The 15493-nt window shown below is 67.1% G+C and carries 13 protein-coding genes; 4 read left to right on the top strand and 9 right to left on the bottom strand.

Features of this window, described 5'->3' with window-relative positions; genetic code table 11:
• Positions 1-23 precede the first annotated feature (23 nt).
• The 3 genes from AO501_RS08545 to AO501_RS08535 are packed head-to-tail and all read right to left on the bottom strand — an operon-like array spanning position 24 to position 2798.
• Positions 24-524, bottom strand: coding sequence for a DUF6912 family protein (locus AO501_RS08545; protein WP_055577312.1), 501 nt, complete (start codon positions 522-524; stop codon positions 24-26).
• Positions 521-1357, bottom strand: coding sequence for a polyphosphate kinase 2 (gene ppk2, locus AO501_RS08540; protein WP_231752405.1), 837 nt, complete (start codon positions 1355-1357; stop codon positions 521-523). Before ppk2 ends, AO501_RS08545 begins: the two co-directional genes overlap by 4 nt.
• Positions 1358-1388: 31 nt before the next feature.
• Complete coding sequence (locus AO501_RS08535) at positions 1389-2798, bottom strand: WS/DGAT/MGAT family O-acyltransferase (protein ID WP_055577310.1); 1410 nt, start codon at positions 2796-2798, stop codon at positions 1389-1391.
• Between the two features lie 120 nt (positions 2799-2918).
• On the opposite strand from AO501_RS08535, the gene AO501_RS08530 reads away from it, so the two are divergent.
• Positions 2919-3443: an Rv3235 family protein gene (locus AO501_RS08530; RefSeq protein WP_371934969.1), complete on the top strand. Its 525-nt coding sequence runs from the start codon at positions 2919-2921 to the stop codon at positions 3441-3443.
• Here AO501_RS08530 and mddA read toward each other — a convergent pair.
• Positions 3399-4169 (bottom strand): methanethiol S-methyltransferase, encoded by a 771-nt coding sequence (gene mddA / locus AO501_RS08525; protein ID WP_055577376.1) that lies wholly within the window; start codon positions 4167-4169, stop codon positions 3399-3401. The two genes, AO501_RS08530 and mddA, sit on opposite strands and share 45 nt — an antisense overlap.
• A gap of 96 nt (positions 4170-4265) precedes the next feature.
• On the opposite strand from mddA, the gene AO501_RS08520 reads away from it, so the two are divergent.
• Entirely contained in the window at positions 4266-5906 is a 1641-nt protein-coding gene (locus AO501_RS08520) for an alkaline phosphatase D family protein (RefSeq protein ID WP_055577309.1), read from the top strand.
• Here the strand turns inward: AO501_RS08520 and AO501_RS08515 are convergent.
• Entirely contained in the window at positions 5890-7503 is a 1614-nt protein-coding gene (locus tag AO501_RS08515) for an ATP-binding cassette domain-containing protein (RefSeq protein WP_055577375.1), read from the bottom strand. The two genes, AO501_RS08520 and AO501_RS08515, sit on opposite strands and share 17 nt — an antisense overlap.
• A 49-nt stretch (positions 7504-7552) precedes the next feature.
• On the bottom strand, positions 7553-9013 hold the full coding sequence (locus tag AO501_RS08510) for an HD domain-containing phosphohydrolase (protein ID WP_231752407.1): 1461 nt from the start codon (positions 9011-9013) through the stop codon (positions 7553-7555).
• A gap of 151 nt (positions 9014-9164) precedes the next feature.
• On the opposite strand from AO501_RS08510, the gene AO501_RS08505 reads away from it, so the two are divergent.
• Positions 9165-9926 carry an adenylate/guanylate cyclase domain-containing protein gene (locus AO501_RS08505; protein ID WP_055577307.1) on the top strand — a complete coding sequence of 254 codons (762 nt, stop codon included), beginning with the start codon at positions 9165-9167 and terminating at the stop codon, positions 9924-9926.
• An 8-nt stretch (positions 9927-9934) separates the two neighbouring features.
• Here the strand turns inward: AO501_RS08505 and secA are convergent, their stop codons facing one another.
• The 3 genes from secA to AO501_RS08490 form a co-directional block, all read right to left on the bottom strand.
• Entirely contained in the window at positions 9935-12787 is a 2853-nt protein-coding gene (secA, locus tag AO501_RS08500) for a preprotein translocase subunit SecA (protein WP_055577306.1), read from the bottom strand.
• A gap of 62 nt (positions 12788-12849) precedes the next feature.
• On the bottom strand, positions 12850-13551 hold the full coding sequence (gene hpf / locus AO501_RS08495) for a ribosome hibernation-promoting factor, HPF/YfiA family (protein WP_055577305.1): 702 nt from the start codon (positions 13549-13551) through the stop codon (positions 12850-12852).
• Between the two features lie 229 nt (positions 13552-13780).
• Positions 13781-14413, bottom strand: coding sequence for a ComF family protein (locus tag AO501_RS08490; protein WP_055577374.1), 633 nt, complete (start codon positions 14411-14413; stop codon positions 13781-13783).
• A gap of 178 nt (positions 14414-14591) precedes the next feature.
• On the opposite strand from AO501_RS08490, the gene AO501_RS08485 reads away from it, so the two are divergent.
• Entirely contained in the window at positions 14592-15488 is an 897-nt protein-coding gene (locus AO501_RS08485; protein ID WP_082658482.1) for a L,D-transpeptidase, read from the top strand.
• Positions 15489-15493 lie beyond the last annotated feature (5 nt).

Genomic DNA, 15493 nt, shown 5'->3' with positions numbered 1-15493 from the left:
GCGTAGCTAGTTTGGGGGCTAGTTCAGAGCAGCTCGAGCAGGAATGGAAGTTCCTGCGTGGCGTACCAGGCCAGGTCGTGATCCTGGGCATCGCCGACCACCAGGTCGGCATCCTCGTCGCCCAGGTCCGCCTCATCGATCACCTCGATGGCCGCCAGCACCGCCTGCTCGGCGCCGGCGTTGTCCACATAAGCGGCGATCACCCGGTCAATCGGCACCGGGCCGGAAAGCCGGACCACCGCGTCATCGAGATCGGGGCGGAAAACGATGTCCTCGACATCGGCGGCCAGCACCGCCCGCCGCGGCGGCAGCCCGTCTCCGTGCTCCACCGCAAGCAACCGCAACGACGCCAGCGCGGCCTCCCGCAGTGCCACCTCGGCGAGTTCGTCGTCATCGCCCTCGGCATAGGACTCCCGCAACGTCGGCGTCACCGCGAAGGCCGTGCCGCTGACCGGCTGCAGCGACCCGTCGGCGACGAGTTGTTGCAGCATCGCCAGGGTGGCCGGGATGTAGACCTGGGTCATGCCGGCTTGATCAACGAGGCCGCGTAGTCGTCGACGTAGGTCGACAACTCACGGGGCGGCCGCTTGTAATCGCCACTCACGACCGGCCTTTCGGGAATGGTGACCTTGGGCCTCTTCACTTCTTCGTATTCGATCGTGGAGAGCAGGTGGTGCATCATGTTCAGTCGCGCGTGCTTCTTGATGTCCGATTCGACGACGTACCAGGGGCTGACCGGGGTATCGGTGTGCACCATCATCTCGTCTTTGGCGCGCGAGTATTCCTCCCAGCGATAGATGGATTCCATGTCCATCGGGCTGAGTTTCCATTGCCGGACGGGGTCGTTGCGGCGGGCTTTGAAACGCCGCAGCTGTTCGGTCTCGGAAACCGAGAACCAGTACTTGCGCAGCAGAATCCCGTCGTCGATCAGCATCTGCTCGAAAATCGGCGTCTGCCGCAGAAACAGCACATACTCCTGCGGTGTGCAGAATCCCATGACCTTTTCCACACCGGCGCGGTTGTACCAGGAGCGGTCGAACAGGACGATTTCTCCCCTGGCCGGCAGATGGGCGATGTAGCGCTGGTAGTACCACTGACCGCGTTCCCGGTCGGTCGGCGCGGGCAGCGCCGCGATGGTGGCCAGCCGCGGGTTGAGGTATTCGGTGATCCGCTTGATGGCGCCGCCCTTGCCGGCCCCGTCGCGTCCCTCGAAGATGACCACGACGCGGGACTGAGAGTGCCGCACCCACTCCTGGAGTTTCACGAATTCCGTTTGCAGCCTGAATAATTCGGCCTCATAGAGATCATTGGAGATCTTCGGCGCGGCCGCGGATTTCTTCTTCTTCGGGGTGCTCACATCAATGGATGTTATCGGTACCCGCGCCGAACTACCGGGAAGCTTCCAGCAGCTCGTCCAGTGCCTGGTTCAGCAGACCCGGCAGCAGGTCGACGTCGCTCATGGCGTCGCGGTCGGCGTTGATCCCGAAATACAGCATCCCGTTGTAGGAGGTGACACTGATCGCCAGCGCCTGATTGTGCAGCAACGGCGGCACCGCATAGGTTTCCAGCAACTTGGTGCCGGCGATGTACATCTGCGACTGCGCGCCCGGCGCGTTGGTGATGAGCAGGTTGTAGGAGCGGGCCGCAAAGCTGGTCGCCACCCGGATTCCCATCGCGTGCAAAGTCGGCGGGGCGAACCCGGACAACGTGACGATGGTCCTGGCGTCCACCCGGCTGGATGCTGCTGGGTTGGACTCGGTGGCATGGGCGATCTGCGACAGCCGCACCACCGCGTTGCCCTCCCCCACCGGCAGGTCGACGAGGAACGGCGTCACTTCGCTCATCGCCTGGCCCGGGCCGGTCGAGTCGAGTTGTTCGTCGGCGTACACCGACAGCGGCGCGAGCGCGCGCACCGTCGCCGTCGACGAAACCGCCTCCCCGCGCGACATCAGCCAGTTGCCCAGCGCCCCGGTCACCACGGCGAGCACCACGTCGTTGATGTCGCAGTCGTAGCGCGCCCGCACCGCGCGGTAATCGTCGAGTTTGCCGCGCGCGACCGTGAAGCGCCGATTGCGCGACACGGGAGCGTTGAGCGGGCTGCTGGGCGCGGTACCGCGCGCCACCGTGCGCGCCATGTCGAACACCCGGCGGCCGGCCTCCATGAGCTGGGTCGAGCTGGTCACCAGCCCCGCCAGCGAGGACCCCACGGCGCGCATCTGCGTGCCCGGGCCCGCGATCCAGTCGCCGATCGCGCCGATCATCAACCGGGTGCTGCCGGGGTCGCGCTCGGGCACCCAGATGTCCTCGGGAAACGCCGGCGAGCGCCGCGTCCGGTCGGCGATCACATGGTTGATCTCGAGCGCACCCATCCCGTTGATCAGCGCCTGATGGGATTTGGTGTAGAGGGCGATGCGGTTCTTGGCGAGGCCTTCGACGAGGTACATCTCCCACAACGGCCGCGACTTGTCCAGCGGCCGCGCAGCCAGCCGCGCGATCAGTTCGTGCAGTTGCTCGTCGCTGCCCGGGGACGGCAGCGCCGACCGCCGCACGTGATAGGTGATGTCGAAGTCGCGGTCGTCGATCCACACCGGCCGGGCCATGCCGAACTTGACCTCGCGCACTTTCTGGCGGTACCGCGGGATCTGCGGTAACCGCTGTTCGACGGTGGCCAGCAGCGTCTCGTAGCTCAATCCCGATCGCGGGCGCCGCAGGATCGACAGCGAACCGACGTACATCGGGGTCGCCGTGTTTTCCAGCCGGTAGAAGGACGCGTCCGCAGTGGACAAGCGAGTCACCATCGCGGCTCGGTCCTCCTCAAGTCGTCGCCTTTCGTTTTCGGGATCATGCAGTCGCCCCACGGTAACCGCATTCGCGGGTCCGCGAAGGTCGGGGCTGGCGCCCACGGCGCTTGTGGATCAATGCCGTCGGGTGAATACCGCAGACCGGCGATCGTCTGCCACTCTCCACGGGTGCCCGTTTCCGACACCGCCGTAACGCCGGTGATCGACTACGAACCGCCGGCGCACCCGCCCGGGCCTGATGCGCCGCGCTGCCGGCCCTCATCGCCGGCGTCGGTCCCGCGCCCGCGTCCTCGCCCGGCGCCGAAGACGCCGCTGTCGCCACGGATGCGCCAGGCGGCCGCCTTCGCCGACGCCGCGCTGCGCCGCGTGCCGGAGGTCATCGACCGGCGCCGCCCGGCCGCCCAACTCGGCACGGTGCTGGCGCCGTCACTGGTCGAGGCGGTGCTGGCGGTCGGCCGGGCCACGGCCGGGACGCCCGGCGCCGCGGTGTTGCGCCGGATGCGGGTCCAGCCTGCCCTCGGTGACGACGCGGCCGAGGTATTCGGCTCGTACAGTCGCGGCGAGCGGGTCCACGCGATCGCCTGCCGGGTGGAGCAACTACCTCCCGGCCGATGGCTGGTGGTAGCCCTGCACATCGGCTGATCGCCGGAAGCGGGGAACCAGCATCGGAACCCGGCGACGGTAGTCGCGGTACCGCTCGCCGAGTTGCGCCGTCAGGTCGCGCTCTTCCAGCTGCAGGGCGATCAGGATGTAGGCCGTGGTGCCGATGGCGAACAGCAGGTGCCCCGCTGTCATCGTCGGCGCCGCCCAGAACGCCACCAGAAAGCCGAGCATGATCGGGTGACGCACCAACCGATAGAGGAGATGAGTGCGAAAACCCAAGTCGCTGTAGGGATTTCCCCGCCAGGCGAGATAGACCTGCCGCAACCCGAACAGGTCGAAATGGTTGATCATGAAGGTCGAGGCCAACACCGTCGCCCATCCGACCCAGAACAACACCCAAATCGCCCAGCGCCCGGCCGGTTGCCGCACCTCCCAGACATGCATCGGCATGCTGCGCCACTGCCAGTAGAGCACCAGCAGAACCGAACTGGCCAGCAACACATAGGTGCTGCGCTCGATCGTCGTCGGCACCCACCGAGTCCACCAGCGTTTGAATGCCGGACGGGCCATCACACTGTGCTGCACGCCGAACAGGCCGAGCAGCGCCAGATTGATCAGCAGCGCCTGCCACAAGGGTGCGCTGATCCCGGTGTTTACGTTGCGCGGCACCAGGATTGCGCCGACGAAGCCGACGGCGTACAGGAAGGCGACCAGGAACACCAAGTAGCTCAGGGTGCCGTAACAGATTGTCAGATAGCGTTTCATGGGCTGATTGTTCGGCGCGACCATGCGTGTGGGCATGGGGCGGATGCCTCAAACTCGGAGCGGCGCGTGCCTCTGGGGTGGTTCTAGGGTGGTTGAATGGCACTCTTGCTCGGTCCCGCGTTGCGGCACGTGTCCGATACGACCGCGCTGGTGTGGGTCCAAACCGACAGTGCGGCAACGGTGCAGGTGCTGGGCGGATCGGCCCGGACGTTCACCGTGCAGGATCACCACTATGCCCTGGTGACGGTGACCGGGCTGACTCCGGACACCGTCACCGAATACGACGTCACGTGCGACGGCGAAGTGGTTTGGCCGCTGCCGGATTCAACGTTCCCGCCGAGCGTCATCCGGACCCGGGGGCCGGAATCCACCCATCGGCTGCGGGCGATCTTCGGATCGTGCCGGTACCCCAAGACCGACGACTCGAGCATCGAGTCGAAACTCGGGTTCGACGCGCTGGACGTGTACGCCGCCCGGATGGCCACCCAGCCCACCGACGACTGGCCCGAGGCGCTCATCCTGCTCGGAGACCAGTTGTACGCCGATGAGCTGACACCAGAGGCGCGGCGACGACTGGCCGGCCGCCGCGGCCGGGCCAAGCGGGCCAAGCGTCCGCCGGACGAGGTGGTCAGTTTCACCGAATACGAACGGCTGTACCGTCATTCGTGGAGCGACCCCGAGATCAGGTGGCTGATGTCCACGGTTCCCACCGCGATGATCTTCGACGACCACGACATCAGGGACGACTGGAACACGTCGGCTTCCTGGCGGGCCGACATGCAGGAGAAACCCTGGTGGCGCGACCGGATCAGAGCCGGGCTGGCCTCTTACTGGGTGTATCAGCACCTGGGCAACCTGAGCCCGGCTGAGCTGGCCGCGGACGAGGACTACCGGCGCCTGCTGGCGACCGACGGTGACTGCTGGCCACACCTGGTCGAGCTGGCTGACCGCGCCGACGCAGAGGTGGACGGCAACAAGGGCGTCAGGTTCAGCTACCGATGGGATCTCGGCCGCAGCCGGCTCATCATGATCGACTCACGCAATGGCCGGATCCTGGACTCGGGCCAACGCATGATGATCGGGGAGCACGAGTTCGACTGGGTGCAGTCACAGGTCTGCGACGGCCTCGACGAATTGGACCACCTGATGCTGGCCACGTCGGTGCCGTGGCTGATGCCGCCCGCCCTCGGAGACTTGGAAGCGGTCAACGAACGCAACGCCGACCGGCCCGGGCTGCCCGGCAGGCTTGCCGAAAAGACGCGCCAGGCAGTGGATTTCGAACACTGGCCGGCGTTCCACAAATCGTTCGAACGGCTGGCCGAGCTGATTCGATCGGTGGCCGGTCATTCCCCCGGGCCGGCCACCGTCAACGTGCTGTCCGGCGACGTGCACCACAGCTACGCCGCGCGCGCCGAGTGGGCCGGTGAGTCAGGTGAGCCGGCCGCGGTGCACCAACTGGTGTGCTCACCGGTGAACAACTACGTGCCGCTGTTCGTCAAGCCGGTGTTCACCCTGGCTTGGACGCGTCCCGCTGCCAAGCTGGCACGCTGGTGGGCGCGCCTGCGCCACGTTCCGGCGCCTCCGCTGTCCTGGGTGAACACCTGCGGTCCCCTGTTCGGCAACACCATCGCCACCCTGCTGGTGGACGGCCGCGGCGCCGAGGTGCTGTTCGAACAGCCCCGCGGCGCCGACGCGCTGGACGAAGTGGGTCGGGTGCGGCTCAGCCGGCCGACCTGACGCCGGACCTGCGGTCCAGTACCCACACCGTGGCCAGCGTGAGCGCGACCGCGAAGCAGCCCAGCGCCAGCAGACTTCCACCGGTGCCTCCGCTGAACGTCTCCCGGTAGCCGGACATGGCCGGCATCGTGGTGGTGAACCGGTCCAGGTTCAGATCACGCCCCAGCGCTTCGAACGCATGGCGGTTGGACAGCCCGAGGCTCATCAACCGCCCCGGCAGGGCCATCTTGTCGACGGGGACGATGGCGCCGCCGAACAACACCTGCGGGAAGCACAGCATAGGCAGCGCGAGCGCCGCCTGTGCGGCGTTGTGCACCGCGGCGGAGGCGAGCAGGCCAAGGGCCAGCGCGGAGGTCGCTTCGATCACCATCGTCGCGAATAGCAGGGCGTAGACATGCCATCCGGCGGCCGGCAACCGGCCCAGACCCCGCAGCACGAGCAGCAGCACTGCGCTCACCGCGGCCAGCACCGGCAGCAGGGCGGTGACCTTGGACGCCACGTAGGCCGCCACGCTGAGCCCGGCAAGGCGTTCCCGCCGGAACACGGCGATCTCCCCGACGATTTGCAACAGACCGTAGGTGAGGCCGAAGAAGAAGCCGTCGAACGCGATCCAGAAGACGATCTGGGCCGGGCCGACATCGCCGGCGCCACCGGGGTCCAACGCCCCGCGCCGGAACAGCGTCGCCATCATGGCCGTGACCAGTACCGGTGAACCGAGCAGCACCGCCAGGGTCAGCCGGTTGCGGACCAGCACGTCGGCATTGCGGCGCGTCAGCAGCCACCACTGCCGAAAGGCGTTCGGGCGCTTGATTTCCGGACCGGCGGGCGTCGTCGCGCTCGTCCGGTGTGCGATCGGCTCGATCATCGGGATGTAGTCGCCGACCAGTCGGTTATACACGTCGGCCAGGTTGTGCACCCCGAAATGCCGGCGTGCGTTCGCCGGGCTGCCGTTGAATGCGAGATGGCCGTCGCGGGCCAGGAAGATCACCCGGTCACACTGATCGATGCCGGCCGGCTCATGCGTGGTGAGCACGACCGTCACCCCGCGCCGGCTAAGGCCGCGCAACAGCCGCATCACATCGGCCGCCGTCGAGGGGTCGAGCCCGGAGGTCGGTTCGTCGAGGAAGAACAGGCGCGGGCGGGTCAGCAGTTCGACGGCGATGCTGGCGCGCTTGCGCTGGCCGCCGGACAGCGAACGCACCGGCACCTCGGCCCGGTCGGTCAGGTCGAGATCCTTCATGACCTGCTCGACCGCACGGTCCGCCTCGCCGGCGGTGGTGCCCGCCGGCAGTCGGAGCCGCGCCGCGTAGCGCAGCGTGCGGCGGAGCGGCATTTCGACGTGGATGATGTCGTCCTGGGGCACGTAGCCGACACCTGCTTTTCGTCCGGCGCCTTCTCCGGCCACGGTGTGCGAGACCGCCCCGCCGGTCGGCGGCTGCAGTCCCGCAAGGATTTTCAGCAGAGTGGTCTTTCCCGCTCCGCTGCCACCGGCGATGGCGACCAGCTCCCCTGGTTCTATGCGGAGCGACAGTTTCTGCAGGATTTGTCGTGTGCCGACCCGTCGGCTCACATCGATGGCATGTACTAGTGCGGTCATGCTGAGGATCATCGGCCGGCGGCGGGACCGGTCACATGGGGCGCTTGCCTCAAATCATCCCGCGGTCGATCGCCGCAAGGCTTGCCTGGGTGCGGTTGTTGACGCCCAACTTCGTATAGATCCGCTCGACGTGATTGCGCGCGGTCTTCTCGGCGATGAACAGCTGGCTGGCGATTTCACGGTTCGACCGGCCCTGCGCGACGAGTCGCAGGACTTCCACCTCACGGGCGGTGAGCCCGGAAGACCATGAGGTGCGCCGGGTGGCCCGATGCCCGGCCGCGGCCAGCACGGCTTCCACCGAGTCGGCGTCCAGCCGTCCGCCGCGCGCTTCCCGGCGTAGTTCGGCCGCGGCGGCGTCCGGATCGAGGGCGGCCCGTTGCGGGCGTGGCTCCAGCAGTTGCCGGTAGGCCACCACGGCGGCGAGAAGCCGGTCCTGAGCGGTCAATTCGTTGCCGGAAAGGCCTCGGGGAAAGCCGGATCCGTCGATACGCTCCTCATGCTTGGTGGCCACCGACACCACCGACTCCAGGCCGTCGATCCGGCTCAGGATCCGGCCGGTCAGGTAGGGGTACATCCGTACCCGCTCCCATTCGGCCGTACTCAGCGGACCCTTCTTCTCCCAGATCTGGTTGGACACACCCAATCTGCCCAGACCCTGGACCAGGCCCGCGCGGTACAGACGGGTGATATCGGCCGGCGGCATGCGGCAGTGCCGGGCCGCCGCAGCCGCCAGATCGGCGACACCGCGCGAGTAGCCCGGCGAACATGGACATTTCAGATCGACGAAATCCGCCATCGCCCTGAGTAATTCGTTGATCTCGTCGGCGCCGATGATGCGGTCGCGGTCGGGCGCCTGCGCCAGCGCCGCGGTCCACACGTCTATTTCGAGTAGGCCGTCGACGATCGCGGCCGCATCGCGGGTGAACACATCGGCCACCGCAGGGCTGAACTGCGTGCCACGGCGGGACCGGGCGGTCTCGACCGCGTGATCCAGGCCGCCTGTGCGCAGGTGGACCTCGATGACATCGGCCAGGTGGACGATGTGGATCTCAAGTGGAATGCCTTCTCCGCGAGCGCCATTCGGCATTCCCCGGCCGTCCCAGCGCTCGAAGATGTAGGCCAGTGCCGCCCCCACCTCGCTGTCCAGGCCGATCCGGTCGGACAGCACCCCGGCCGAACTGCAATGGGAACTGATCAGGCTGGCCACCTGGTTGCGGGCGGTGAGCAGGAAGGCCGCCGAGCGCAGTCCGCGTTCCCACGCCGGCAGTCCGCGCCCGACGTGGCTGACCATCAGACGCAGGAACGGCAGGCCGGCCATATCCACCCCGTAGGTGTCGGCCCGGAACGCTATGTCGTCACCGAACAGCGCCGAAAGTTCATGGGAATCGGCGTGACAACCGATCCAGCCCACCAGATTGGCGTAGTACACCGTCGCGCGCTGGCCCGCGTCCAGACCCATCCGGTCGGCGACGCGGGTCGCGATCAGGGTGGACCGAAGCATGTGTTCCATCGGTTGACCCAGACCGAGGTCGATAGCCAGCGAGATAGCCGCCAGCAACTCGGCTTTGCGCACGCCCTCATTCTGCACGCTATGGGGCTTCTGCACTTACTGGGGCAACTGCCCCATGTGACGCCCCGTTGCGTGGCCCTAGCCTGGGCCCATGGTCACGGTGATCGAACACAACCCCTGGGACAGCGTCCTCACCGACGGTCACGCGTCGCTGGTCAAGGCACGGCGGGTGTTCCGCTACCTGCCATCGGCGCCGCGATGCAAGCTGTGCAACAACCCGTTCGGCGGCCCCGCCGGCCGGGTTCTCGCGGTCGCCGGGTTCAGTCCCTCGCGCAAGAACCCGAACCTGTGCAGCCGTTGCTGCGACGCACTGCCGGCGGGCGGTGCCGAGGTGGACGTCGCGGTGCTGTTCGCCGACGTCCGGGGGTCCACCGCGCTGGGTCAGCGCGGCGCGGCCAAGGACTTCGCGGCCCTGCTGAACCGGTTCTATAGGGCCGCGACGCAGACGCTGCTCCGGCACGACGCGGTGATCGACAAACTGATCGGCGACGAGGTGATGGCGTTCTTCGTGCGCGGCATCAGCGGTCCGCAGTACCGAGGCCATGCCGTCGCGGCCGGATTGGACCTGCTGCAAGCGGTCGGTTACGGCAGCGCCGAGGGCCCGTGGCTGGAGTTGGGTGTGGCGGTCAATGCCGGCATCGCGTACGTGGGCAACGTCGGCGACGCGGTCGTCGACTTCACCGCCCTGGGCGATCCGGTCAACGTCGCGGCGCGGATGCAGCAACACGCCAAGGGCGGGGAGTTGCTCGTCGCGACCGGAGTAGCCGACGAGCACGCAGCTACGGCCCGGCGACGTCGACTGAACCTGCGAGGCTACGCGCAGCCGGTCGACGCGTTCGTCTTAGCCGTCTGAACGGGCTGCTAGCGCTTCTTCACCGATTTCGGCGGCTTGGCGCCGCGGCCCTGGCTTCGCGCCGCGGCCCGCCGTTCCCGGCGGCTGCCGCCCGCGGCGGCGCCGGCGGAGGTCTTGGCCCCGCCGCCGTTGCGCTGCACCTGCGCCGAACCGTCCTCGGACGGGCCGGAGTAGGTGAGGGCGGGCGCCCCGCTGTCGCTGCTGTCGTCGATTCCCTTGGCGCGCAACGTGCTAACTGGCTCTTTAGCGCGGGTGGGCTCGTCTTCGCCGTCGGATGCGGCAGCGGTGGCGAATTCGGCCAACCCTTCCGGCTGTTCGACCGGCGCGACGTCGACCTGCGGTGCCGGGACCGCCTCCACGCTGACGTTGAACAGGAAGCCGACCGACTCCTCCTTCATGCCGTCCAGCATGGCCATGAACATGTCGTAGCCCTCGCGCTGGTACTCGACCAGCGGGTCGCGCTGGGCCATCGCGCGCAGCCCGATGCCCTCCTTGAGGTAGTCCATCTCGTAGAGGTGCTCACGCCACTTCCGGTCGATCACGTTGAGCAGCACATTGCGCTCCAGTTGGCGCATCGCGCCCTCGCCGGCGATCTCCTCCAACTCGGCTTCCCTTGCGGCATAAGCCTTGTCGGCATCCTTGAGCAGTTCGTCGAGGAGTTCCTCGCGGGTCAGGTCGTCACGCTCGGAGTCCGCGTCGTGGTGAGTGAGGCTCTCGTGGCTGATGCCTACCGGGTACAGCGTCTTCAGCGCCGTCCACAATGCATCCAGGTCCCAGTCCTCGGCGTAACCCTCACTCGTCGCACCGTTTACGTACGCGGTGATGACGTCGGTCAGCATTTCCTTGGCCTGCTCCTTGAGGTTCTCCCCCTCGAGGATGCGGCGGCGCTCGGCGTAGATGACCTTGCGCTGCTGGTTCATCACCTCGTCGTACTTCAGGACGTTCTTTCGCATCTCGAAGTTCTGCTGCTCGACCTGGGTCTGCGCGCTCTTGATGGCGCGGGTGACCATCTTGGCCTCGATCGGGACGTCGTCGGGCAGATTCAGCCGGGTCAGCAGGCTTTCCAGCGCCGCGCCGTTGAAGCGGCGCATGAGCTCGTCACCCAGCGACAGGTAGAACCGCGACTCCCCCGGGTCACCCTGGCGGCCGGACCGGCCGCGCAGCTGGTTGTCGATACGGCGGGACTCGTGGCGCTCGGTGCCCAGCACGTACAGGCCGCCGGCCTCGATGACCTCCTTGGCCTCCGAGCTCGCTTCCTCTTTGACCTTGGGCAGCTCCTGGTGCCAGGCCTCTTCGTATTCCTCGGGCGTCTCCACCGGGTCCAGGCCGCGCTCGCGCAGCCGCTTGTCGGTGAGGAAGTCGACGTTGCCGCCCAGCACGATGTCGGTACCGCGGCCGGCCATGTTGGTGGCCACGGTGATGCCGCCACGCCGGCCGGCCTCGGCGATGATGCCGGCCTCCTGCTCGTGGTACTTGGCGTTGAGGACGTTATGCGGGATGCGCCGCTTGGTGAACTGGCGCGACAGGTACTCCGAGCGCTCGACGCTGGTGGTGCCGATCAGGACCGGCTGGCCCTTCTCGTAACGCTCGGAGACGTCGTCGACCACGGCGATGTACTTGGCCTCTTCGGTCTTGTAGATGAGGTCGGACTGGTCGGTGCGGACCATCGGCTTGTTGGTCGGGATCGGCACCACACCCAGCTTGTAGATCTCGTGCAGCTCGGCCGCCTCGGTCTGGGCGGTACCGGTCATGCCGGCCAGCTTGTCGTAGAGGCGGAAGTAGTTCTGCAGTGTGATGGTGGCCAGCGTCTGGTTCTCGGCCTTGATCTCGACGTGTTCCTTGGCCTCGATGGCCTGGTGCATGCCCTCGTTGTAGCGGCGACCGATCAGCACGCGGCCGGTGAACTCGTCGACGATGAGGACCTCACCGTTGCGGACGATGTAGTCCTTGTCGCGGTTGAACAGCTCCTTGGCCTTCAGCGCGTTGTTCAGGTAGCTGACCAGCGGAGAGTTGGCCGCCTCGTAGAGGTTGTCGATGCCGAGCTGGTCCTCGACGAACTCCACGCCCTTCTCGTGCACGCCCACCGTGCGCTTGCGCAGGTCCACCTCGTAGTGGGTGTCCTTCTGCATCAGCGGCGCCAGCCGGGCGAACTCGGTGTACCAGTTGGACGCACCGTCGGCCGGCCCGGAGATGATCAGCGGGGTACGGGCCTCGTCGATCAGGATGGAGTCGACCTCGTCGACGATGGCGAAGTTGTGCCCGCGCTGCACCAGGTCGTCCAGCGAGTGCGCCATGTTGTCGCGCAGGTAGTCGAAGCCGAACTCGTTGTTGGTGCCGTAGGTGATGTCGGCGTTGTAGGCGACGCGGCGTTCCTCCGGCGTCATCTGGGCCAGGATGACGCCGACGTCCAGGCCGAGGAAGCGGTGCACCCGGCCCATCCACTCGCTGTCACGTTTGGCCAGGTAGTCATTGACGGTGACGACGTGCACGCCCTTGCCGGCCAGCGCGTTGAGGTAGGCCGGCAACACACAGGTCAGGGTCTTGCCCTCACCGGTCTTCATCTCGGCGACGTTGCCCAGGTGCAGGGCCGCCGCGCCCATCACCTGCACGTCGAACGGGCGCTGGTCGAGCACCCGCCAGGCGGCCTCGCGGGCCACCGCGAACGCCTCGGGGAGCAGGTCTTCGAGGTCCTCCGGGTTTTTCTCGTCTGCCAGACGCCGTCTGAACTCGTCGGTCTTGGCCCTCAGTTCCGCATCGGTCAACTTTTCTACGTCGTCCGACAACGTGTTCACATAGTCGGCCACCTTCTTGAGGCGTTTGACCATGCGACCTTCACCAAGGCGCAGCAATCTCGACAGCACAGCTTTGTTCCCCTGTTGGGTAGGAGTCTTTCAGGCGACCCCCATCCTAGGTGACGGGGTGATCAGGCCAATCTGATCAGGCCGTAGTCGTAGGCGTGCCTGCGATAAACCACCGACGGCCGCTCGGTCTCCTTGTCGAAGAACAGGAAGAAGTCGTGCCCGACGAGCTCCATCTCGTAGAGCGCGTCGTCGACCGACATCGGCTTGGCCGGGTGCTCCTTGGTGCGCACCACCTTGCCCGGCTCGTGGTCTTTATGGTCCTTGCGGTCCGGCTCGGCGCCCAGGTGATCGTGCGCATCGGCCGGTTCGGCGTTGAACGCCTTCTCCGGCGGCGGCAGCACCGCGGTGGCCTCGGCCAGCGACACCGGCGTCTTGTCGCCGTAATGCACCTTGCGGCGATCTTTGCCGCGGCGCAGCCGGTTCTCCAGCTTGGCGACGGCCGATTCCAGCGCCGCGTAGAAACTGTCGGCGCAGGCCTCGCCGCGCACGACCGGGCCGCGACCGCGGGCGGTGATCTCTATGCGCTGACAGGCCTTGCGTTGGCGGCGGTTGCGCTCATGGTCAAGCTCGACGTCGAAAAGGTAGATGGTCTTGTCGAACCGCTCGCAGCGGGCGAGCTTCTGTGAAACGTAGACACGGAAATGATCGGGTATCTCGACGTTGCGCCCTTTGAACACGATCTCGGCGTTGGCCGTCGGTTCGGCCTGGTCTTCGGTTCCGGCTGCATCGAGAACCTGCTCGGAATCCGCGGTAAGCCTTGGCATTCGTGACAACTCGTTTCTCTTTTCACGTCACACGCGACCTGCGTGCCCGGCACTGATTCAGATACGCGCCGACGGGGTTAGAGCGGTACGAAAGAGCCACCGCCGCAGGCTGCCCGCCGGAGCAAGAGATCGTATTCTCACCTCCTACCGCGGGTGCTGCTGGTGTTGTCGACGTTAGCCCTTGTTCGCCTCACCGTGCCACCCCATTCGCAGACCTGTTGCGAGTTCTTCACGCGGCGGCGATGGCGAGAACCGCGGCTACCCGCACGCCGGCGGCCCGCAGCACCCGAACGGATTCCCGGGCCGTGGCCCCGGTGGTGACGACGTCGTCGACGACCAACACCTCGGTGTCGGGCCGTGGACCGCGCAGCCGAACCCGGCCGGCGATGTTGCGTTCGCGGGCCGAGCTGTCCAGTCCCACCGAGTCGCGGGCCAGGGCCCGCATGCGTAACGCGGCGGTGACCGTGACGTCCGGGTTGGCGGCCACGGCGGCGTGCGCGATCCGGGCGATCGGATCCCCGCCGCGCCGGCGGGCCGCGGAGCGCCGGGTGGGCGCGGGCACGATCGTCAGCGGGGTTTCCACCATGCCCCAGCACCAGAGCCGGTGGAGGCCGACGGCCAGGGCGTGCGCCAGGGGTGTCACCAGGTCTGCACGGCCGCGCTCCTTGAGCGCCAGGACGGCCTGGCGGCGGACGCCGGTATAGCGGCCGAGCGCGAACACGGGGACTTCCGGGTCGATGCGGGGACTGATCACCAGCGGCTCGCCCGGCTCGACGGCGAGTGCGGCGGCGCACGCCGGACACCATCGGGTTGCCGGAACTCCGCAGCCGCCGCATTGCAGCGGCGCAACCAGGTCGAGCAAGTCGAGCATGAGCACAGTGTCGCCGTAGGGGGTGACAAGGCCGGATGGAGACCGACTTGTAACCAAACACTGACCGACTTGCGCACGCGCGCTTACGTTTACGCGCTGGTGGCGGCCCTACCATTCGAGCAGCGACGTCTTATTACCCATCCGACAAATTAACCCTGGAGAAAAAGCCATGCGGGCGGCGATCCGGTCTCTGCTGGCGTTCCTGTGTATCACTTCGACGGTGATCGCGGGGCACGCCGGTGTAACGCTGATGGCGGCAAGCACCTCGAGCGGCTATTCCGGCATCGTCGCGATGCTGCCCGTACGCGGCTCCGTCGTGGGTGTCGCCCACCCGGTCGTGGTGACTTTCGGCAGTCCGGTCGCGGATCGTGAGGCCGTGGAGCGCGCCATCGAAGTGACATCGGCGCCCGCGATGAGCGGCAAATTCGAATGGGTGGACAGCAACGTCGTGCAATGGGTGCCCGACCGGTTCTGGCCGGCACACAGCACCGTGGCGCTCTCGGTGGGCGGTCTGCGCACGGAGTTCAAGACGGGTCCGGCCGTGGTCGGCGTCGCGGATGTCACCAACCACACCTTCACCGTCAGCATCGACGGGGTGGAAGCCGATACGGCGCCGCCGGCCCTCCCGGCGCCGCATCACCGGTCGCACTTCGGTGAAGCGGGCGTGTTGCCGGCGTCGATGGGCAGGCCGGAATACGCGACGCCGGTGGGGACGTACAGCGTGCTGGCCAAAGACCGCTCGGTGATGATGGATTCGAGCAGCGTCGGCATTCCCGTCGACAACCCCGACGGTTACCGGCTGCAGGTCGACTATGCCGTCCGCATCACCAACCACGGTCTGTACGTCCATTCGGCGCCGTGGGCGGTCAACGCGATGGGCGTCGACAACGTCAGTCACGGCTGCATCAGCCTGAGCCCCACCGACGCGGAGTGGTACTTCAACACCGTCCACGTCGGCGACCCGGTGATCGTCAAAGAGGGTGTCCCGGCGGTCGACAGCGGCAAGGAAGCCGACGTCAAGCCGCCGCAACCGTCGACCCTCAACCCCGATCGGCCGCCCAGCTAGAAGGG

This window comes from Mycobacterium gordonae (assembly GCF_001417955.2).
GTDB classification, from domain to species: Bacteria; Actinomycetota; Actinomycetes; order Mycobacteriales; family Mycobacteriaceae; genus Mycobacterium; species Mycobacterium gordonae_B.
Note: the sequence above shows the minus strand (reverse complement) of the source record. Positions and strands in the feature narration are given on the sequence as shown.